The organism is uncultured Algibacter sp., assembly GCF_963976535.1.
In the GTDB taxonomy this organism is placed as follows: domain Bacteria; phylum Bacteroidota; class Bacteroidia; order Flavobacteriales; family Flavobacteriaceae; genus Algibacter_B.
This window is the reverse complement of sequence record NZ_CAXBLF010000007.1, coordinates 1-19,775: the sequence shown is the minus strand read 5'-3', so window position 1 is coordinate 19,775 and position 19,775 is coordinate 1. Positions and strand designations below refer to the sequence as shown.

Annotated in this window: 18 protein-coding genes; 10 read left to right on the top strand and 8 right to left on the bottom strand. The window is 32.8% G+C overall.

Annotation, left to right across the window (positions count from 1 at the left end; genetic code table 11):
• Window positions 1–17: 17 nt before the first annotated feature.
• Complete coding sequence (locus AAC024_RS03765; protein ID WP_339893855.1) at window positions 18–1,082, bottom strand: anhydro-N-acetylmuramic acid kinase; 1,065 nt, start codon at window positions 1,080–1,082, stop codon at window positions 18–20.
• 137 nt (window positions 1,083–1,219) lie between these two features.
• Between AAC024_RS03765 and AAC024_RS03760 the strand changes: the two genes are divergently transcribed.
• Window positions 1,220–2,362, top strand: a complete 1,143-nt coding sequence (locus tag AAC024_RS03760; protein WP_339893854.1) for an acyl-CoA dehydrogenase — start codon at window positions 1,220–1,222, stop codon at window positions 2,360–2,362.
• Between the two features lie 3 nt (window positions 2,363–2,365).
• Here the strand turns inward: AAC024_RS03760 and AAC024_RS03755 are convergent, their stop codons facing one another.
• Entirely contained in the window at window positions 2,366–3,613 is a 1,248-nt protein-coding gene (locus AAC024_RS03755; protein ID WP_339893852.1) for a sodium:proton antiporter, read from the bottom strand.
• A gap of 172 nt (window positions 3,614–3,785) precedes the next feature.
• Here AAC024_RS03755 and AAC024_RS03750 point away from each other — a divergent pair, with 172 nt between their 5' ends.
• The 8 genes from AAC024_RS03750 to AAC024_RS03715 all read left to right on the top strand — a co-directional run bounded on the left by AAC024_RS03750 (window position 3,786) and on the right by AAC024_RS03715 (window position 10,303).
• The gene (locus AAC024_RS03750; RefSeq protein ID WP_339893851.1) at window positions 3,786–4,121 is read left to right on the top strand and encodes an arsenosugar biosynthesis-associated peroxidase-like protein; all 336 of its coding nucleotides are present in this window, start codon (window positions 3,786–3,788) and stop codon (window positions 4,119–4,121) included.
• Window positions 4,122–4,198: 77 nt separating this feature from the next.
• On the top strand, window positions 4,199–5,254 hold the full coding sequence (arsS, locus tag AAC024_RS03745; protein WP_339893849.1) for an arsenosugar biosynthesis radical SAM (seleno)protein ArsS: 1,056 nt from the start codon (window positions 4,199–4,201) through the stop codon (window positions 5,252–5,254).
• A gap of 42 nt (window positions 5,255–5,296) precedes the next feature.
• Window positions 5,297–5,791, top strand: a complete 495-nt coding sequence (locus AAC024_RS03740) for a rhodanese-like domain-containing protein (RefSeq protein ID WP_339893848.1) — start codon at window positions 5,297–5,299, stop codon at window positions 5,789–5,791.
• Window positions 5,784–6,413 (top strand): TIGR04282 family arsenosugar biosynthesis glycosyltransferase, encoded by a 630-nt coding sequence (locus tag AAC024_RS03735; RefSeq protein ID WP_339893847.1) that lies wholly within the window; start codon window positions 5,784–5,786, stop codon window positions 6,411–6,413. The genes AAC024_RS03740 and AAC024_RS03735 overlap by 8 nt, the downstream gene beginning before the upstream one ends.
• Window positions 6,414–6,532: 119 nt before the next feature.
• A complete protein-coding gene (locus AAC024_RS03730; RefSeq protein WP_339893846.1) occupies window positions 6,533–7,345 on the top strand; it encodes a purine-nucleoside phosphorylase in 813 nt (270 codons plus the stop codon).
• A 100-nt stretch (window positions 7,346–7,445) separates the two neighbouring features.
• A complete protein-coding gene (arsM, locus tag AAC024_RS03725) occupies window positions 7,446–8,414 on the top strand; it encodes an arsenosugar biosynthesis arsenite methyltransferase ArsM (protein ID WP_339893845.1) in 969 nt (322 codons plus the stop codon).
• Between the two features lie 221 nt (window positions 8,415–8,635).
• Window positions 8,636–9,505, top strand: coding sequence for a DUF547 domain-containing protein (locus AAC024_RS03720; RefSeq protein WP_339893844.1), 870 nt, complete (start codon window positions 8,636–8,638; stop codon window positions 9,503–9,505).
• A 9-nt stretch (window positions 9,506–9,514) separates the two neighbouring features.
• A complete protein-coding gene (locus AAC024_RS03715; RefSeq protein WP_339893928.1) occupies window positions 9,515–10,303 on the top strand; it encodes a glycosyltransferase family 2 protein in 789 nt (262 codons plus the stop codon).
• Between the two features lie 3 nt (window positions 10,304–10,306).
• Here the strand turns inward: AAC024_RS03715 and AAC024_RS03710 are convergent, their stop codons facing one another.
• Entirely contained in the window at window positions 10,307–11,035 is a 729-nt protein-coding gene (locus AAC024_RS03710; protein WP_339893843.1) for a metallophosphoesterase family protein, read from the bottom strand.
• A gap of 189 nt (window positions 11,036–11,224) precedes the next feature.
• On the opposite strand from AAC024_RS03710, the gene AAC024_RS03705 reads away from it, so the two are divergent.
• Window positions 11,225–14,677: a pyruvate carboxylase gene (locus AAC024_RS03705; RefSeq protein ID WP_339893842.1), complete on the top strand. Its 3,453-nt coding sequence runs from the start codon at window positions 11,225–11,227 to the stop codon at window positions 14,675–14,677.
• Window positions 14,678–14,684: 7 nt separating this feature from the next.
• On the opposite strand, the gene AAC024_RS03700 is transcribed toward AAC024_RS03705, so the two are convergent.
• The 5 genes from AAC024_RS03700 to AAC024_RS03680 form a co-directional block, all read right to left on the bottom strand.
• Entirely contained in the window at window positions 14,685–15,950 is a 1,266-nt protein-coding gene (locus AAC024_RS03700; protein WP_339893841.1) for a POTRA domain-containing protein, read from the bottom strand.
• Window positions 15,947–16,675, bottom strand: coding sequence for a hypothetical protein (locus tag AAC024_RS03695; RefSeq protein ID WP_339893840.1), 729 nt, complete (start codon window positions 16,673–16,675; stop codon window positions 15,947–15,949). The genes AAC024_RS03700 and AAC024_RS03695 overlap by 4 nt, the downstream gene beginning before the upstream one ends.
• Window positions 16,668–17,678, bottom strand: coding sequence for a glycoside hydrolase (locus tag AAC024_RS03690; protein WP_339893839.1), 1,011 nt, complete (start codon window positions 17,676–17,678; stop codon window positions 16,668–16,670). The genes AAC024_RS03695 and AAC024_RS03690 overlap by 8 nt, the downstream gene beginning before the upstream one ends.
• A gap of 35 nt (window positions 17,679–17,713) precedes the next feature.
• Window positions 17,714–18,586 carry a hypothetical protein gene (locus tag AAC024_RS03685; RefSeq protein ID WP_339893838.1) on the bottom strand — a complete coding sequence of 291 codons (873 nt, stop codon included), beginning with the start codon at window positions 18,584–18,586 and terminating at the stop codon, window positions 17,714–17,716.
• Between the two features lie 93 nt (window positions 18,587–18,679).
• Entirely contained in the window at window positions 18,680–19,393 is a 714-nt protein-coding gene (locus tag AAC024_RS03680) for a DUF547 domain-containing protein (RefSeq protein ID WP_339893837.1), read from the bottom strand.
• Window positions 19,394–19,775: the final 382 nt, after the last annotated feature.

The following is a 19,775-nucleotide window of genomic DNA, read 5'->3' as shown; positions in this document are numbered from 1 at the left end:
TTAATTTTTTGTGATTTTTAGGGAAGAAATATTTTACCAGAGCTATGATCCTTAATAGCGCCAGTAACACTGCTTAAACAATTGACCTCATTTCTAAGTTTTTGTACACCTAAAAATCCAAAAATTACAGCTTCTTTAAATTCAACAACCTCATTTTTTGGAACTATTATTTTCTGAATGGAATGTGCTTCAATTCTATCCATCAAGTAAATATTATAAACACCGCCCCCTGTGATTAGAACACTGCCTGTGTGTTTTTTATTAATTTCTGAAGCTATCTGAATAGCAATATGTTCAACAAACGTTTTAAGAACATCCTGTATTTCTAACTTAAAAGTATCAATCAGTGGAAAAACAGTATTGTTTACCCATTCCAAACCTAAAGATTTGGGATAAGTTTCCTTATAGAATTCTAAAGCATTTAATTGATTTAGTAATTTTACACTTATCATTCCTTCTGAAGCTATTTTCCCTTCATCATCATAATTCAGTCCAAGTTTCCTTATATAATGATTCAATACAATATTTACAGGACAAATATCATAAGCAATTCTATTCCTGTTAAAATTTGTTGAAACATTAGCAAACCCTCCAAGATTCAAACAAAAATCGAACTCAGAAAATAACAATTCATCTCCAATTGGCACTAACGGGGCACCTTGACCTCCAAGTTCAACATCTTGAACTCTAAAATCACAAACCACTGTTTCCTTTAGTAATTCAGCTAAAAAAGGTCTATTACCAATTTGAAAAGTTAATTTATTTTCTGGTTGATGTAATGCCGTATGCCCATGAGAACAAATAGCATCAATATTTTTTATCTGGTATTTGATTATAAAATTCTTAATGACTTTGGCTATGTATTCTGTGTAATTCGTATCAATTGCTTTTAATTCTTCAATAGGTGTATTCACCAATTCTTTAAGCGCTTCGTACCAATTAGAAGGATATTCAACAGTTTCAGCATGTACAATTTCAAAACTCCATGTCTCATTCAAACAAAACTTAGCGTAAACCAAGTCTATACCATCTAAAGAAGTGCCAGACATCACGCCAATAACATTGTATTCGTCTTTAATCATAGAAAGTAAAAGTAATCATCTTGATTAAATATATAAAAAAATCTATGCGTGAAATCAAATCATTGTTTTTAAGAATTCACATTTAAAAGCTATATTTGTAAACATTTTTTATCAAAACAACATTTTAATTACGAATTATGAATTTTAGCCTTTCAGAAGAACATATTATGATTCGCGATGCGGCTCGCGATTTTGCCAGAACAGAACTACTTCCTGGTGTTATTGAACGCGATAACAAACAGCAATTCCCACAAGAACTTGTTAAAAAGATGGGAGATTTAGGTTTTTTAGGCATTATGGTTGACCCAAAATACGGCGGAAGCGGAATGGACGCCATTTCTTATGTTCTTATTATGGAAGAGCTTTCAAAAATTGATGCTTCAGCTTCAGTAATTGTATCAGTAAACAACTCTCTAGTATGCTATGGATTAGAAACTTACGGGAGTGAAGAGCAAAAGCAAAAATACTTGACAAAACTGGCCACAGGCGAATTTGTTGGTGCGTTTTGTTTAAGTGAACCAGAAGCTGGTAGTGACGCCACATCGCAAAGAACCACAGCCATTGATAAAGGCGACCATTACATTATAAACGGTACAAAAAACTGGATTACAAATGGCGGACGAGCAGATGTTTATATCGTGATTGCTCAAACAGATAGAGATAAAGGTTCACATGGTATCAATGCATTTATAGTTGAAAAAGGTATGAAGGGTTTTGATATAGGACCAAAAGAAGATAAACTTGGTATCCGCGGAAGCGACACCCACACCTTACAATTTAACGATGTAAAAGTACCTAAAGAAAATAGAATTGGAGTTAATGGTTCTGGGTTTCGATTCGCCATGAAAACACTTTCAGGAGGGCGTATTGGTATTGCCGCACAAGCATTAGGTATTGCCTCTGGGGCTTTTGAATTGGCCTTAAAATACTCGAAAGAACGCAAAGCTTTTGGAACAGAAATTTGCAACCATCAAGCTATTGCTTTCAAATTAGCAGATATGGCTACAGATATTGAAGCAGCAAGACATTTAGTTATGAAAGCGGCATGGGAGAAAGATCAAGGCAAAAATTATGATTACTCTAGCGCGATGGCAAAACTTTACGCCTCAAAAGTGGCTATGGAACATACTGTGGAAGCTGTACAAATACATGGTGGTAACGGTTTCGTAAAAGAATATCATGTGGAGCGTTTAATGCGTGACGCAAAAATCACACAGATATATGAAGGCACATCTGAGATTCAAAAAATAGTCATTTCAAGAAGTCTTATAAAACAATAATTTTTATTTTATTTGTTCAACACGTTTCACCAACTTTCCAACAGTAAGCCCTTGAACTAAAATAGAAAACACAACTACAACATAGGTAATTACTAAAAATAAATCTCGTTGCATGGCCTCGGTTAACCCCAAGGCTAATGCAATGGAAATACCACCTCGTAAGCCACCCCAAGTCATTATTAGATTGGTTTTTGGTACAAAATCTAGTTTCTTTTTAAAAAGACTAATTGGTAAGAGTAGGGATAAATAACGGCATAACAACACCACTGGAATAGCTATTAGTCCTGCTAAAATATATTCTGTTTTAAAAGTAAGCACCAATATTTCCATACCTATTAGAACAAATAAAATAGTGTTTAAAAGAATATCGATAAGCTCCCAGAATTTATCAACATAACTTTCTGTAATTTCACTCATTGCAGTTCCTCTAACGGTGTCGTTACCAACAACTAACCCAGCTGTTACCATGGCTAAAGGAGCAGATAAATGCAATTTATGCGCAATAACAGTACCTCCCATAACAGCAGCCAATGTTATAATAACTTCAATATCATAATCATTTATAGATTTCATTAAACGGTATGTAACCCATCCTAAAACACCTCCTAATAAAATACCTCCAAAAACTTCTTTCCCAAAAAGAGTAAACACATCAAAAGCTTCAACTTCACCTGTTCCTAAAGCTGCTATCTGAAAAATAGTTAAAAAGATAACAACACCAACACCATCATTAAACAATGATTCTCCAACAATTTTGGCTTCTAATTTCTTGGGCACACCTGCCTTTTTTAAAATACCTAAAACAGCAATAGGATCGGTAGGTGATATTAACGCTCCAAACAGTAAACAATAAATAAAATCAATATCTAAACCAATTAATTTCAGAATTAAAAAAACACTAGCACCAACTAAAAAGGTAGACACCAATACTCCAAAAGTTGAGAATACCAAAACAGGCCATCGCTGTACCTTTAACTGCTCGAAATTAGTATGTAAAGCACCTGCGAACAGTAAAAAACTTAACATAACCTCTAATAAAACCGATTTAAAATCTATTTGCTTAATTATAAATCTTTCAGCATCTAATAAAGTAGAATCAAAATAACTTAAAGCGAAAACACCAAATGTAAAAACGATGGTTATAAGCATCAAACCAATACTATTTGGCAGTTTTAAAAAACGCACATTTATATAGCCAAAAACAGCCGAAAGAACCACTAATATGGTAATGATAAAAAAATAATCCGTCATAACTAAAAACTTTATTTGGCTAAAATAAAGCATCTTTAATCATAATATATAGAATTAATTATTATTTAAAACCCAGAAAATAAAAACATGCTTTAAGTGAAAATTTTGTTAAGTATTATTAAATTACTCGACTGAAGTTCAATAGATTTCTATCTTTAGACAAAAATATTTTATGCAAAAAACATATTACGACCCAGCAGATCTTAGAAAATTTGGCGAAATAAGTGAATGGAATCAAGAATTAGGCGACAAATTTTTTGATTACTACGGAAAAGTTTTCGAAGATGGCGCACTCACCGCACGCGAAAAATCCTTAATTGCTTTAGCCGTTTCACATACCGAACAATGCCCATATTGCATAGACGCCTACACAAAAGATGGCTTACAACGTGGTGTTACAAAAGAAGAAATGATGGAGGCCATACACGTTGGTGCAGCCATAAAAAGCGGCGCAACATTGGTACATGGTGTACAAATGATGAACAAAGTAAACAAGTTAGACGGGTAAAACGATTTACGATATCAGACTTACGATTTTTGAGTTTTCAATTCGTAATTCATAATTCGTAATTCTTAAATCAAAATATGGCAACACAATCACTTCATAAACGCGAAAGCGATTTAGCAAATAGCAACAGGCAATTAGAAATTTTATCTAACGGTATTTTTCAAAACGGAGAATTACCAAAATTTAAAAATAAAATTGCTGAAACAAATCAATTTCCGCTTAGAGCAAAAAAACTTGAAATCTTACAAATCAATGTAGGTTACATGTGTAACCAAGTATGCCATCATTGTCACGTAGATGCTGGTCCAGATCGCAAAGAAATCATGACTCGACAGACCATGCGACAATGCTTGGAAGTTATAAAAAACACTGGCGCACATACTCTAGATTTAACTGGTGGCGCACCAGAAATGAATCCAGATTTTCGATGGTTTGTGGAAGAAGCTGCAAAAGCTGGAGTTAAAGACTTTATTGTGCGTTCTAACTTAACTATCATTAGAGCCAATAAAAAATATTACGATTTACCAGAATTTTTCAAAAAACACAATGTACATGTTGTAAGTTCTATGCCGCATTGGACACGTGGAAAAACAGATAAGCAGCGTGGTGATGGGGTTTTCGATAAATCGATAAAAGCACTTCAAGAATTAAACGCCGTTGGTTACGGTTTACCCGATAGCAACTTAAAACTTGATTTAGTTTACAACCCAACAGGAGCCTTTTTACCCAGTGATCAAGCTGCTATGGAAAAAGATTTCAAAAAAGCCTTAAAGGACGATTTTGGTATACAATTTCACAATTTATTTGCCATTACTAATCTACCAATATCGCGCTTTTTAGATTACTTAATCGCTTCTGAAAACTACGAATATTATATGTATTCTTTAGTTGAATCATATAATCCCTCTGCTGTTGCAAACGTCATGTGCACAAATACACTTTCTGTAAGTTGGGATGGTTATTTATTTGATTGCGATTTTAATCAAATGTTAGAATTACCTGTAAACAGTGAAGTAAAACATATTTCAGAATACAACGAAGATTTGTTGGAAGGACGGAATATTGTCATTTCGCAGCATTGCTACGGTTGTACCGCAGGAGCAGGAAGCAGTTGCCAAGGAAGTGTTGCGTAACAAAAAAGCCCCTTTAATTCCCCAAAGAGGAAAACTCAACGTATGAAAAATTTTATCTTTTACATATTTACTTTAGTTTCAACTATTGGATTCACTCAAGAATCTATTTCAGAATTACTAAAAAAACACAATTCCGAAAGCATGCCTTATATCTCAGTGCAAGAATTGGCAATGCCAAAAACCAAAGCTGTTTTATTAGATTCTAGGGAAGAAAAAGAGTTTAAAACCAGTCATCTAAAAAATGCCATTTGGGTGGGCTATGATTTTTTTAATTTAGATTCAGTTCAATCTAAATTAAAAAATAAAAACTCAAAAATAGTAGTGTATTGCTCTTTAGGGATTCGCTCTGAAGATATTGCTGAAAAACTTAAAAAAGCAGGATACACAAACGTTTATAATTTATATGGTGGTATTTTTGAGTGGAAAAACAATGATTTAGAAGTATTAAATTCACATGAAAAACCAACAGATTCCATTCATACATTTTCTAAAGCATGGAGTAAATGGTTAAAGAAAGGCATAAAAGTATATGAGTAAAGCATTAGTTATCGTTTTTGTAAAAAACATAAAACTAGGTAAGGTAAAAACCCGCCTTGCAAAAACCATTGGTAATCAGGGCGCATCCGAGGTTTATAACGAACTTGTACAAGTTACCGAAAAAGCCACAGAAAATCTTTCAGTAGATAAACGTATTTATTTTTCTGACGCTGTAGTTGAGACTATATGGAAGAATGACTATAAAACAGTACAACATGGAGTCGATTTAGGCGAACGCATGAAAAACGCATTCAAAAAAGGCTTTGAAGATGGTTATGAACATATTGTTTTAATCGGTTCAGACTTGCCAGATATAACAGCAAACCATATCAACCAAGGACTAGAAGCTTTAAAACAAAATCAAATGACTTTTGGTCCAGCAGAAGATGGTGGATACTATTTAATAGGACTATCAAAAATGCACCATTTTGTTTTTGATAACAAGCCATGGAGTGAAACTAATTTATTAGAAGAAACGCTAAGTGAATTAAAAGAAAACGGTGTCACATTTACTACATTAGATATTTTAAATGACATTGATACTTATGAAGATTTAATAGCTTCAAAATTTTATCAATCTAATATAGAATTACAAGAAAAAATCAAACAACTATATGATTAAACGAATGTTTATAAATTAAATTATTATTATTTCAATAATTTAATTTTAAATAAGAGAACGAAGTGGTTACACAGGTTCTCAATTTTTTAAACATTTTTTTTATTTTAAAAAATTTAAACATGCTGAAAATTATAGAAGAAACCGTTGATTATTTAAAAGATAAAGGCTTTGATAATCCAGAAATTGGTATTATTCTAGGCACAGGCTTAGGGCAGCTCATCAATGACGTAGAAATAATAAAAGAGGTTAGCTACAACCATATTCCTAATTTCCCGACGGCAACAGTAGAGTTTCATAAAGGTAAACTTATTTATGGCAACATGGCTGGTAAAAAAGTAATCGTGATGCAAGGGCGTTTTCATCTTTATGAAGGTTATTCGTTGCAAGATGTTACTTATCCTGTTCGCGTCATGGAAAAATTAGGCATCCATACCCTATTGGTTTCTAACGCTTCTGGAGCCATCAACCTGAACTTTAAAAAAGGGGAATTAATGCTGATTGAAGACCACATTAATCTTCAAGGCAGTTCGCCACTCGCTTTCAAAGGTGTTGGGAAATTGGGTGAACGATTTACAGATATGAGCGCGCCTTATGATGCCAAGATTAACGAGACTTTCAAAACTATTGCTAAAGCAAACAACATCACTTTACACGAGGGCGTTTACGCGAGTGTTGCGGGCCCACAATTAGAAACTAGAGCAGAATACCGCATGTTAAAAATAATGAGGGCTGATGCCGTAGGGATGAGTACTGTACCTGAAATTATTGTTGCCAATCATTTAAAATTAAAAGTTGCAGCTGTGTCAGTTTTAACAGATGAATGCGACCCAGAAAACCTAGCCCCTGTTGATATAGGTGAAATTATTGCTATGGCTGGAAAAGCAGAACCTGATATGGTGACTTTATTTAAAGAACTTATAAAAACAATTTAATAAGTTAGCAGTAAGCAGTTAGCAGTATTCAGTCACATTGATACTGCCAACTGAAGACTGCATACTGAAGACTGCATACTGAATACTGAATACTAAAATTATGAGCTATTTAGAAACCACACACGACGTTTACAAAGAAGCAGCCTTAACACCAGATATCGGCTTATGCTGTACTACAAATCCTATTTGGGAATTACCTGGTTTAAAAATTCCGAAAATCATGCAAGAAATGAATTACGGATGTGGCTCAACGGTGCATGCTCGTGATTTAACCAATAACCCAAAAATGCTTTATGTAGGTGTTGGCGGTGGCATGGAATTATTACAATTCTCATATTTTAATCGTCAAAAAGGTGGTGTTATAGGCATTGATGTAGTTGATGAAATGCTTGAAGCTTCTAGAAAAAATTTCGAAGAAGCAGAAGCGCAAAATGATTGGTTTAAAAGTGAATTTATAGACCTCAAAAAAGGAGATGCTATGAATTTGCCTGTTGAAGATAACAGTATTGATGTTGCTGCCCAAAATTGCCTTTTTAATATTTTTAAGGCCGATGATTTAAAGAAAGCAATCGAAGAAATGCATCGTGTTTTAAAACCTCATGGTCGTTTGGTAATGAGTGATCCTACTTGCGAACAACCTATGAATGATACGTTGCGTAATGACGAACGTTTACGTGCTTTATGCTTAAGCGGAAGCCTGCCAATTTCAGAATATGTTAAAGCACTAACAGATGCTGGTTTTGGAACCATTGAAATTCGCGCTCGTAAACCGTACCGAATTTTAGACCCTAAAAACTACCCAACAGATGAGTTAATTTACATAGAATCCATTGAAGTTGCCGCCATTAAAGACCCAATGCCAGATGACGGCCCTTGTATTTTTACAGGAAAAGCAGCTATTTATTATGGTTCAGAAGATTATTTTGACGATAACAAAGGACATGTTTTAGTTAAAAACCAACCCTTAGCAATTTGCGATAAAACTGCTGGAGCATTACAAGCATTAAATAGAGACGATATTTACTTTTCAGAATCTACTTTTCATTATGATGGTGGGGGTTGTTGTTAATTTGCCAGACCCTTCAGGTTTTAAAAACCTGAAGGGTCTGTTTACAATAAATAATGCAAAAATATATAGACATCATAAAAAATCCCTATTCTGAGTATTGAAATCACCTAAAATACTATTGCTGAATTTTTAAATGACATTGAATTTTCTATGACTAATCTTCAATTATATGATTTACCAAAACCTGTAAGGTTTGGCATAAATTACGGACTAAGTTTCAAATGAAAAACGTACACTTATTCACGCTCCTTATTTTAATAGCATCTTGTTCTAGCACAAAACGCATTTCTGAAACAACTTCAACAGAGCCTCTTAAAACTGTAAAAACTACGGATTCTATAAGTGAGAACGTTAAACCTATTGAAGAAACTATTCCAGAACCAATAATAGTTACTGAAAAAAGTGAACCTGCAGAATCAGATCCTGAAATTAAAAATGGAATATCCAAATCGTTCAATCATGATTCATGGACGAAATTACTTCAAAAACATGTATCGAATCATGGAAGCGTAAATTATAACGGATTCAAATCAGATAGAAAAATATTATTAAACTACATAACAAGTTTAAGCGAAAATATGCCAAATGAATCATGGACAAAAGAGGATAAATTAGCGTATTGGATTAATACATACAATACCTTAACTGTCGATTTAATTTTACGTCATTATCCTATAGAAAGCATTAAAGATATAAAAAAACCTTGGGACCAACGCTATTGGAAATTTGGAAACAAATGGTATAGTTTAAGCGAAATTGAACACCAAATTCTTCGAAAAATGGATGAACCCAGAATTCATTTTGCTATTGTTTGCGCTTCGTATTCTTGTCCAAAATTACAAAATGTAGCCTTTACAGCTTCAAAATTAGAGTCTCAACTTACCAAGGCTACCAAATCATTTTTAAGTGATTCTAAACGAAATAGTATATCAGAAAATAATTTAGAATTATCCAAGATTTTTCAATGGTTTTCTAAAGATTTCAATCAAAATGGGAGTTTAATAGATTTTTTAAATCTATATTCAAATCTGAAAATTTCAGAAAAAGCTAAAACAAGTTTTAAAGATTACGATTGGACTTTGAATGAATAACCATATATGATGAATCATCAAATTTCAATTATCATTCCTGTTTTAAATGAAGAAACTTGTATAGGCAAACTATTAGAGCATTTACTAGCCAATTCTTCTGCTAAAAACATTTCTGAAATTATAGTTGTTGATGGCGGGAGTTTTGATAACACAAGACACATTGCTCAAGCATTTTCCAATTTTACCTGCATTAATAATAAAGAAGCCTTTAACTATATAGACAATACCCTTTTAGAAGATGAATCGGTTTCATCTGAAGGAATAAAGACGCCTATCAATCTTTTAGATTCAGAAAAAGGGCGAGCTAAACAAATGAATTTAGGCGTTAAATCTACAACAGGAGATATCCTTTATTTTTTACACGCAGATTCTCTTCCTCCTAAATATTTTGATAAACTAATCATCAAAGAAGTAAAAAAAGGAAATCAAGCGGGTTGTTTTAGAATGCAGTTTGACAGCCAGCATTGGTGGTTACGTTTAGCAAGTTGGCTCACCAAATTTAGATGGCGCGCTTGCCGTGGCGGAGACCAAAGTCAGTTTATAACTAAAACGCTTTTTAATGATATTGATGGCTTTGACGAAAACTACAGTATTTACGAAGACAATATTTTGATTAACGAATTATATGCCAGAAACCAATTTGTTGTTATTAATGAAAAACTTAAGACTTCGGCTAGAATGTACAGAAAACATGGCGTTTGGAAACTACAATATTTATACTGGTCTATTTATGTAAAAAAATGGTTAGGAGCAGATTATGATGCCTTGTATGATTATTATAAAAAGAATATTCGTTAAAACTTACTTATTCCTTCCGTTTTCATCTGGATATAAAGTTGGTAAATTATCACTTTGAAAAACGTCTTTAGTATTTACATCAACACCTGACAATTTCCCTGTAAAGGCGGCACCTGTATCTATATTCCAGACGTTTATTGCATGCATTGGTACATCACAATTAAAGTTAATGGTTGGAGTATGTCCAATATAAATTTCTTTGTAGTGTTTTAGTCTATTAGGATAAATTGCCGAATCTTTTTCAATTCGTTTGTCCATAGTTAAAGCCATTTCCCAAAGGGTTCTATCAAAATAGAATGTGGTTTCAAAAACCTCTTTTGTAACACCATGCATGGATGTGAATCCTGCATGAAGAAACAATCTATTTTCATCATCAATAAAATACGAAGGCATTTTTTCAAAGAATTCTAAATGCTGTTTTTTATCATCTTCAGAAAAGCGATCATAACTCTCTATAGTTTCCTTACCGCCATGCATATACCAAGTAGGATTAACATCACTACTCCTCAACCATGCTTCACACCAAACATCATGATTTCCTTTAATAAAAACACATTTTATGTTTTCAGAAAGTTCAATTAAAAACTGAATAACCTGAGCAGATTCACTCCAACCGTCCACATAATCTCCAACAAAAATTAAAGTATCTTCATCCGTAACTTTTATTTTATTTAAAACTTGAAGCAAAGCTTTTAATCCGCCATGAATATCTCCTATTGCTAAAACGCGCATATTTAATTTGGTTTTAGGCAAAACTAATAGATTCCTTTAAAAATACAACTTAGTAATATTAATTTAGTTTAAAAAAAGTTAAATAGAATGCAATTACTAATGAATTTAAATTGAAAGGAACACTAAGTTTTGAATGAATTTAGTTACTTTTAGTTAAAATTTATCTAAAGCCACTAAAAAGCCATCACATTGAAAATTAAAAAAGTACTTGTAGCAAATCGAGGCGAAATCGCCATCAGAATTTTTAGAGCATGCACAGAAATCAATATTAAAACCATTGGTATTTATACGTTTGAGGATAGATATTCATTACATAGATACAAAGCCGATGAATCTTATCAAATAGGTGAAGACAATGAACCTTTAAAACCTTATTTGAATATTGATGCTTTAATACAAGTTGCCATTGAAAACGGTGCTGATGCCATTCATCCTGGTTATGGGTTTTTATCTGAAAACGCAGATTTTGCTCAAGCCTGTCATGATAATGGCATTATTTTTATTGGTCCAAAAGTATCGGTTTTAAAATCTTTAGGTGATAAAATTACGGCTAAACAAGTAGCAGTAGCTAATGATATTCCCATTATTAGAAGTAATAAAAATCCATTAACAGACATTACCGTAGCGCTTTCCGAAGCCAAAAAAATTGGTTATCCTGTTATGCTTAAAGCAGCTTCTGGAGGTGGTGGTCGTGGTATGCGCGTCATAAGAAAGGCAGATGAATTAAAAAAAGCGTTCAGCGAAAGTAAGCGTGAAGCATTAAATGCTTTTGGTGATGATACCGTTTTTTTAGAAAAGTTTGTAGAAAACCCCAAACATATAGAAATTCAAATTGTTGCTGATAGTCATGGCAACATCGTTCATTTATTTGAAAGAGATTGCTCTGTTCAAAGACGTTATCAAAAAGTAATAGAGTTTGCACCGTCTTTTGGTTTAAAGGAAAAAACAAAGCAAGATTTATACAACTATGCTATTAAAATATGTAAAGCTGTAAACTATAACAATATTGGCACTGTTGAGTTTTTAGTAGATGATGACGATTCTATCTATTTCATTGAAGTAAACCCAAGAGTTCAAGTAGAACATACCGTTACAGAAGTTATTACCAATATAGATTTGATAAAAGCCCAATTATTTATTGCTGGTGGCTATAAACTTTCGGACGAACAAATAAAAATACCAAATCAAGAATCTATAAAAGTAAACGGTTACGCGCTGCAATGCCGCATTACCACAGAAGACCCTCAAAATGATTTTAAACCAGATTACGGAACAGTTTCCGCATACAGAAGTGCTTCAGGATTTGGGATTAGATTAGACGCCGGCAGCATCTATCAAGGTGCAAAAATTTCACCATTTTTTGATTCTATGTTAGTTAAAGTAACGGCAAATAGCAGAACACTTGATGGTGCAAGCAGAAAAATACGTCGTGCATTAGCAGAGTTTAGAATCCGTGGCGTAAAAACAAATATGCTTTTTCTTGATAATATATTAAAACACGACACTTTTAGGCAAGGTAAAGTCACAGTAAATTTCATTAAAGCTAATCCTGATTTATTCATTTTTAAAGCCCCTAGAAATAGAGCTACAAAATTAATTACTTATTTGGGCGATGTTATTATAAACGGAAATCCAGATGTAAAAAAGATAGATGATTCTAAAAAGTTTGTTCAACCCAAAGTCCCGAAATTTGATGCTAGCACTAAATTTCCTGAAGGCACCAAAGACCTACTAACTAAATTAGGTCCAGAAAAATTCTCACAATGGTTAATGAATGAAAAGAAAGTTCATTTTACTGATACCACTTTGCGAGATGCACATCAAAGTTTACTTGCCACGCGTATGCGTACTTTTGATATGCTAAAAGTCGCTGAAGGATATGCCAAAAACCACCCAGATATTTTTAGTATGGAAGTTTGGGGTGGTGCTACTTTTGATGTTTGCCTTAGGTTTCTTCAAGAAAATCCTTGGGAAAGACTAAAATTGTTAAGAAAAGCAATGCCCAATCTATTAATGCAGATGCTTATTAGAGGCTCAAATGGCGTAGGTTACAAAGCCTACTCAGATAATTTAATAGGTGAGTTCGTTGAACAATCTTGGGAAAACGGCGTTGATGTGTTTAGAATTTTTGATTCCCTCAACTGGATGAAATCTCTTGGCCCTTGCATAGAGCATGTGAGAACCCGAACTGGAGGTTTAGCAGAAGGATCGATATGCTACACTAACGATATTTTAAATCCAGAAAACACTAAATATAATTTAAAATACTATATCAATCTAGCTAAAGAAATTGAAGGCGCCGGCGCACATATTTTAGGCGTAAAAGATATGGCTGGTTTATTAAAACCTTATGCGGCTTACGAACTTATTTCAGCATTAAAATCTGAACTTAAAATCCCCATACATCTTCATACTCACGACACCTCATCTATTCAATCTGCAACGTATATAAAAGCTATTGAAGCTGGTGTGGATGTGGTTGATGTAGCCCTTGGAGGCTTATCTGGTTTAACCTCTCAACCCAATTTTAATTCGGTTGTAGAAATGATGAAATTTCAAGATAGAGCAAGCACCATTAATATTGATTCTCTAAATGAATACTCTAATTATTGGGAAGCCGTTAGAGCATTCTATTATCCTTTTGAATCAGGCTTAAAAGCAGGTTCTGGGGAAGTTTTTAAACATGAAATCCCTGGTGGACAATATTCAAATTTAAAACCCCAAGCCCAGGCTTTAGGATTGGAAGACCGTTTTCATGAAATCACTAAAATGTACGGTGAAGTCAATACACTTTTTGGAGATATCATTAAAGTAACTCCAAGTTCAAAAGTAGTTGGTGATATGGCGCAATATTTAGTTAGTAATAACCTCTCCATACAGGATGTTATTGAAAAAGGAGACACCATTTCTTTTCCTCAATCTGTGGTAGATATGTTTAAAGGTGACCTAGGACAACCCGTTGGTGGTTTCCCTAAAAAACTTCAAAAGCTTGTTTTAAAAGACCAAAAACCTTACACCGACAGGCCAAATGCGCATATGCTACCCATAGAAATTGACAAAGAATATGAAGCCTTCAAAAAAATATTTGAGCATGATTTAGGCAGAAAAATTGATTATACAGATTTTCTATCGTATCAACTTTACCCTAAAGTGTTTACTGATGCTTTTAACAAGCATTTGAAGTATGACAACCTCATGAATTTACCAACTAAGAATTTCTTCTTTGGTATGGACGTAGGCGAAGAAATAATAGTAGAATTAGATAAAGGAAAAAGGTTGCTTATCACTTTAGAATCTGTTGGAAAAGCAAATGATGATGGGATAGTTACTGTATATTTTAAAGTAAACGGACAAGGTAGAAGTGTGGATATTAAAGACACTTCGATTAAAGTAGACAAGGTTGAAAACGTAAAAGCAGACAAAGCTGATGACAAACAAATTGGCGCGCCATTGCAAGGTATGTTATCTACTATTTTAGTAAAAAAAGGAGAAAAAGTAGCTAAAAACCAACCTCTTTTTATCATCGAAGCTATGAAAATGGAAACAACGATAACCTCAACTACTGATGCCGCTGTAAAGAAAATTGTTTTAAAAACAGGGTTTATGGTGAATTCTGAAGATTTAGTTATTGTTTTGGAGTAAAGAAGCTTTAAAAATATTGCCCTATCCCAAAAACGAAACCTTTGGTGGCATTTTCAGAGATTCCATAACCGTAATCAATCCTAAAAATAGCGTTATATATTTTTTTATGAATAAAACGAAGCCCTAAACCTGGGTACACTTTAACGTTATCAGATTTACTGAAATCACCAATATCCCCACCTGGATTTCGCCATGTTCCTGCATCAACAAAAGCATTCCCTTGAAGCACAAACCATCCTTTCTCATAAAGTGTATGACGGTACTCCGTATTTAAAACTATCACACCTGTACCTCTATCAATGGTATTACCAACACCTCGAACATTCAAATTATTATCTACTGAAAAAGGTGCAAAAGGAGTTTCATCATTTGTAGAAAGACCTAAACGTAACCTATTAGCCCAATTTCCTTTTTCACCCACTCGTTTAAATAGGAAAAAATCATTCCAACCTATAAAAAAATCGGGTAACATATCATTTGTAGAAGTAACATATTGAATATTAAACTGACTTTTAAACCCTGAAACATATTGACAAAAATAATCTAGTTCATTAAACTCATAAATGCCTTTTAGCAACCATTTATGAACATTTAACTCTTGCGGAACATTAGGATTAGTTGCCCCTGATTTATATTCATAATCTTCAACAAAATAGTTTAAACCCAATTCTAATCTGTTTTTAAAATTTAATTCATACAAGCCTAAAATCTCAAAAGATTTATTATTGTATTTGTAGTTAGAGGTTGTATTGTCGAAAAACACCGGCTCCTGAGTAGTTAAATCCTGATGATTTACTGCTAATCCCAATTTATTAGAAAACAAATAAGGCGCTCGAAAATTTAAAGCATAACTATTGTAAATATCCTTTTGATAAAATCCTCCAAAGGTGATATTTCTTCCAAGCAGATTGAACTCATAAAGCCCTAGTCTGTATGCAAACTCGTCATCATTAGTCGTATAAATATTTGCAGAGGGGATGAGTGTGAAATTTTCTTCTATGTTATAAAACACATTATACAGATTATCTTCAGATGGAAACACTTGATAGTATGCGTGTGATACGGACGGCAATCGTTTTAATCTTAAAATATCTTGTTCTATACGCGTTGAATCCAAAACACTCCCGGATTTAATAGTAGAAATACTTTTTACAAATGATGCTCTTAATTTTTTATTTCCTTGAATTTTTAAATCGTGCACCATAGCTTCTTGAGCATAAACACAAGAAGTGATAAAACCAAATAATAGAAAGAATAGTATTAGTTTTTTCATTCAGCAATAAACGGTTTTTCAATCACCCAATTTACCCAATTATCCAGACTTACATCCATTACCGTGAAATTATAATTTTCACTCAAAACTAAATTAGGAGGTGTTTTGGTTGTAACATTTAAAACCACATTATTTGTGTTGTAATATTGAAACTGATTTTCATAAGTATAGGTTCCTGATAATAAATTATCGCTTTCATCTGAAACCACTTGAAAATAAATGGCATTGTCACCAAAGGGATTATCTTCCCACATAAAATGTGGCATTCCAGATTGAGATTGATTTATTGTTACATCATCATTCCAAACCGTGGGTTTAGAGATTTGTTTTAAACGTATTGGATTAGACATTTTTATTTCACCATCTAACTCAAAAGTTATAATAATCCATTTTTCATGGTCAGCGCTTTGAGTAAACTTCCCTAAATACCCGTTAAAAAAAGGCTCCTCGCGTATTGAATTTCTAGTATAATTTGTAAAATCATTTTCATCTACTTGAGCATTATTTGTTTCGTAAAATCTTATATCTGATGCTTGCGACTCTAGGTAATAAAATGCGAGCACTTCTCCTGTATCTTTATCACTTGCAGCACAAGCAATAACAGCACCCATTTCAAAAACTCGACCTTGTGTATAAGTTGCTAAGGTTTGCAAAACATCATCATTATCTTCAGAACAAGACAACAGCGCAGCAAAACATAGCGTTATATACTTTATTTTATTCATTAGTAGTTTTATACTGTTTACGCAATAAGGCTTCAGCAGGTTTGTTTTGAGGTGTAAACATAAAATTTTCCTTACCTCCTACTTTATCGTGTTTATGGAACCATTTCCAGATAAATCCGCCAGCAAACCATTCTTCTTCCCAAAAGGTTTCAAATAGTGCTTGCATTGTATTAGTTTGAGCCTCAAGATTTACTTGATTCATGCTTCTATCACTTATCCAAGGTGTTTTTCCTGAATAATCAACACTTCTATAGCCATACTCAGTAAACAAAACAGGTTTATCGTGTTTTTGAGACATTTTGTAAATCACTTGCTTATGTGTTTTCCAACCTTTTAAAGATTCTTCAACTGTTGGTGTTTTACTATCACTTACAGGGAAATAAGCATCTACACCTATATAATCTAAATCACCCCAAAAAGGTGTGCGCTTAAACTCATCCCAATTTGCGGCATAAGTTAGTTTCCCTTTGTACTTAACTCTTATTTTTTTGATTAAAGTCATCCAATAATCTGGTCTATTTTCTATAAATTTTTCTAACTCTGTACCAATACAAAATAATTCAGCTTTAACGGTATTTGCTAAATCAACATATTCTAAAATAAATTTTGAATAGGAGTCTTCTAAAATTTTCCAGTTGGCTTCATTCTTCATTTCTATAAACCCTGTAAACTCACCATGCCAAACCCAAATTTGAGGCTTAATCATAATCTTAATTTTCTTCTTTCGTAACTCGCCGATATATTGTTTAGCCCCAGCCTTAGTTTCACCAAACCATTGTCTGTCTGTATTATGGGTTATCTCTGGGTGTTCTATGTTTTTTATAAATCCGAATGGCATAATGGCTGCATAATTTGCATTAACATTTACAACAGGATTAATATGACTCTCATTTACAGCGTCTCTTGAAGCAACAAAACTCACTCCATTAATTTTACTGGACTGAGTTTTACAGGACTGTATACTTAAAATTGACAATAAAATTAGGAGTTTAAATGGTTTCATAATACAGGTTTAAACCTCTAATTTACTATTATTCATTAAAACAAGGCTCTTAAGCCAATGTTAAAAGATTGTCCTATACCTGAATTTGTACCTCTTACAAAACTGCTATAAAGTACTTCTAAATTTAATGTTTGTGTTAATTGATACTTTCCGCCAAAACCTAATGCTGTGAAATCTTGGTCAAAATCACCAAAACGCTGTAGATGCTGAATAAAACCTAAAATAGTAGATTTATCACTTGGAAAGTAACTCATGAATACACCTGGCGCCAACACAAATGTTTTATTAGCAAAACTATTGTCATCCCCAAAATTATATTCTGCATTTAACTCTGTAAATAATTGCCAATCTCCACTAGGAAATGTATAATCATAAAAGAATCTATTTTGAAATGTATAAGCCGTTTGATCTAAAAACACTCCATTCTCGCTTTCATTATCAATTAAAGGAATATGAATTGCGGTTTGGACAGTAAAGTTACTTACATTTTTAAGCGGATTAAATTTAATAACTGGAGCAATAGAAGTTAATCCAGAACGCGCTGTTCCGATTTCGCCATCAAAAGAAAACACATCCAATGCATTTCTATCTCCAATAACATTAGATCTAATTTCTGCTAATAAACCAACATTAATATTACTGTTTTTAGAAACTCCAGTAAAGATATCAATGCTTGATGTAAAATAAGTTTCTCTATCTAAGTCTTTCGCAATATCACCATTACTATCAGCACTTTTTGTTTGCGTGAAAAGATTATTAAACCATTTAATATCCCACTGCCCTTTCTTTAAAAGTTTTGATGGTGTGTAGGTTTGAACATTACTTTTTTGAGTTACTTCTGAATCTTCTTGTGAAAACCCATTAAACGAGATGATTGTAAATACTAATATGGTTATTATTTTTTTCATTGGTGTTAGTTTTTTTTTCATTCCCTTGAAAAAGGGAATCTCTTTATTATTTTCTTTGGTTCTAAAAAAAATTCCTGCCTTCGGAGGAATTTGTTATTGTTTGTTCACTCTCCAATCATAAGGAAAATAGGTTAATTTAAATTTACGATCTAATTTTTCTGTTCTGTAGGTGTTTATAAAATCTATTTCACTTTTACCATTCATAGTAAAATCGCTTTTATACCATTCCATGATTTGAGATGCTTGCAAACGTTTCTTTTTAGCATTTACTCTTAAAAAAGAACCATTTAATGCTATTTTTGTTTGGGTATCCAATTGCGCATTTAAAGTACTTGGTAAATAAGCTTGATTAATTAAAGGTGGACAACCAACTGCACCACATACCAATACAAAATGAAATCGTGCATCATTAAACTGTCCTCTTAAAAGTTTGTGTTCAATATCATTTAAGGTGATGTTTTTTCCGCCTAAACTGTAGGTTGTTTTATCAAAGAAACCTGCATTATCTAGTGGTGAATTTGTTGGATAATTATCAATAATACCTTTTATCACAGATAAATTATAAGCATTAATCCAAAACGCTTGGTAGTTATCAGCATCATTTTTTAAAATTGAAATCCCTTCAGCTATTTTTAAAATATTGCTAAGTTCATCTTGATTTGCATGAATTTTTGAATAAGCTACTTTTCCGTTAGATACGTTTGTTTTAAAAAAGGCATCAGCTTTACTAAAAAAGGCGTTTAATTCTTGTGAAAACCCTTCAACAGAAATTAAAGCTATAAGTAGTATTATAAATTGTTTTTTCATTTATTCGTAATTATTATTTTTTTTAATCTCTACAAAGTAACTGCCATTAGGTCGAACAAAACTTCAGGTAATTACAGAAAACACCAATTTAACCTCAAAATATGGCATATTATTATGTTCCTTTTTGGCTCATATTTCAACATAAAATAGAATCGTAGCTGTGACTATGGTTATATTTCCTATTTCAACTAAACAAAAAATAATTGAAATTATTAATATGTCATTTAAAAATTAAATAGGTATAAACAAAAGTTCTTTACGTCTTATCAAATTTAAATCCTTACAAAAAGTAATCAATTTATACTTGTTCTAAATTACACACCTTTAATTAAGTTCTTATCTTTAGCTTCGACCTAATACCACATAACACCAATATTTATGC

Bases quoted from the DNA above. Each gene is read 5' to 3' on its own strand.
- AAC024_RS03710 (WP_339893843.1), bottom strand. From the start codon at position 11,035: ATGCGCGTTTTAGCAATAGGAGATATTCATGGCGGATTAAAAGCTTTG.
- AAC024_RS03755 (WP_339893852.1), bottom strand. From the start codon at position 3,613: ATGACGGATTATTTTTTTATCATTACCATATTAGTGGTTCTTTCGGCT.
- AAC024_RS03760 (WP_339893854.1), top strand. From the start codon at position 1,220: ATGAATTTTAGCCTTTCAGAAGAACATATTATGATTCGCGATGCGGCT.
- AAC024_RS03690 (WP_339893839.1), bottom strand. From the start codon at position 17,678: ATGAAACCATTTAAACTCCTAATTTTATTGTCAATTTTAAGTATACAG.
- AAC024_RS03715 (WP_339893928.1), top strand. From the start codon at position 9,515: ATGAATCATCAAATTTCAATTATCATTCCTGTTTTAAATGAAGAAACT.
- AAC024_RS03735 (WP_339893847.1), top strand. From the start codon at position 5,784: ATGAGTAAAGCATTAGTTATCGTTTTTGTAAAAAACATAAAACTAGGT.
- AAC024_RS03720 (WP_339893844.1), top strand. From the start codon at position 8,636: ATGAAAAACGTACACTTATTCACGCTCCTTATTTTAATAGCATCTTGT.
- AAC024_RS03695 (WP_339893840.1), bottom strand. From the start codon at position 16,675: ATGAATAAAATAAAGTATATAACGCTATGTTTTGCTGCGCTGTTGTCT.
- AAC024_RS03765 (WP_339893855.1), bottom strand. From the start codon at position 1,082: ATGATTAAAGACGAATACAATGTTATTGGCGTGATGTCTGGCACTTCT.
- AAC024_RS03700 (WP_339893841.1), bottom strand. From the start codon at position 15,950: ATGAAAAAACTAATACTATTCTTTCTATTATTTGGTTTTATCACTTCT.
- AAC024_RS03685 (WP_339893838.1), bottom strand. From the start codon at position 18,586: ATGAAAAAAATAATAACCATATTAGTATTTACAATCATCTCGTTTAAT.
- AAC024_RS03750 (WP_339893851.1), top strand. From the start codon at position 3,786: ATGCAAAAAACATATTACGACCCAGCAGATCTTAGAAAATTTGGCGAA.
- arsS (WP_339893849.1), top strand. From the start codon at position 4,199: ATGGCAACACAATCACTTCATAAACGCGAAAGCGATTTAGCAAATAGC.
- AAC024_RS03730 (WP_339893846.1), top strand. From the start codon at position 6,533: ATGCTGAAAATTATAGAAGAAACCGTTGATTATTTAAAAGATAAAGGC.
- AAC024_RS03680 (WP_339893837.1), bottom strand. From the start codon at position 19,393: ATGAAAAAACAATTTATAATACTACTTATAGCTTTAATTTCTGTTGAA.
- arsM (WP_339893845.1), top strand. From the start codon at position 7,446: ATGAGCTATTTAGAAACCACACACGACGTTTACAAAGAAGCAGCCTTA.
- AAC024_RS03740 (WP_339893848.1), top strand. From the start codon at position 5,297: ATGAAAAATTTTATCTTTTACATATTTACTTTAGTTTCAACTATTGGA.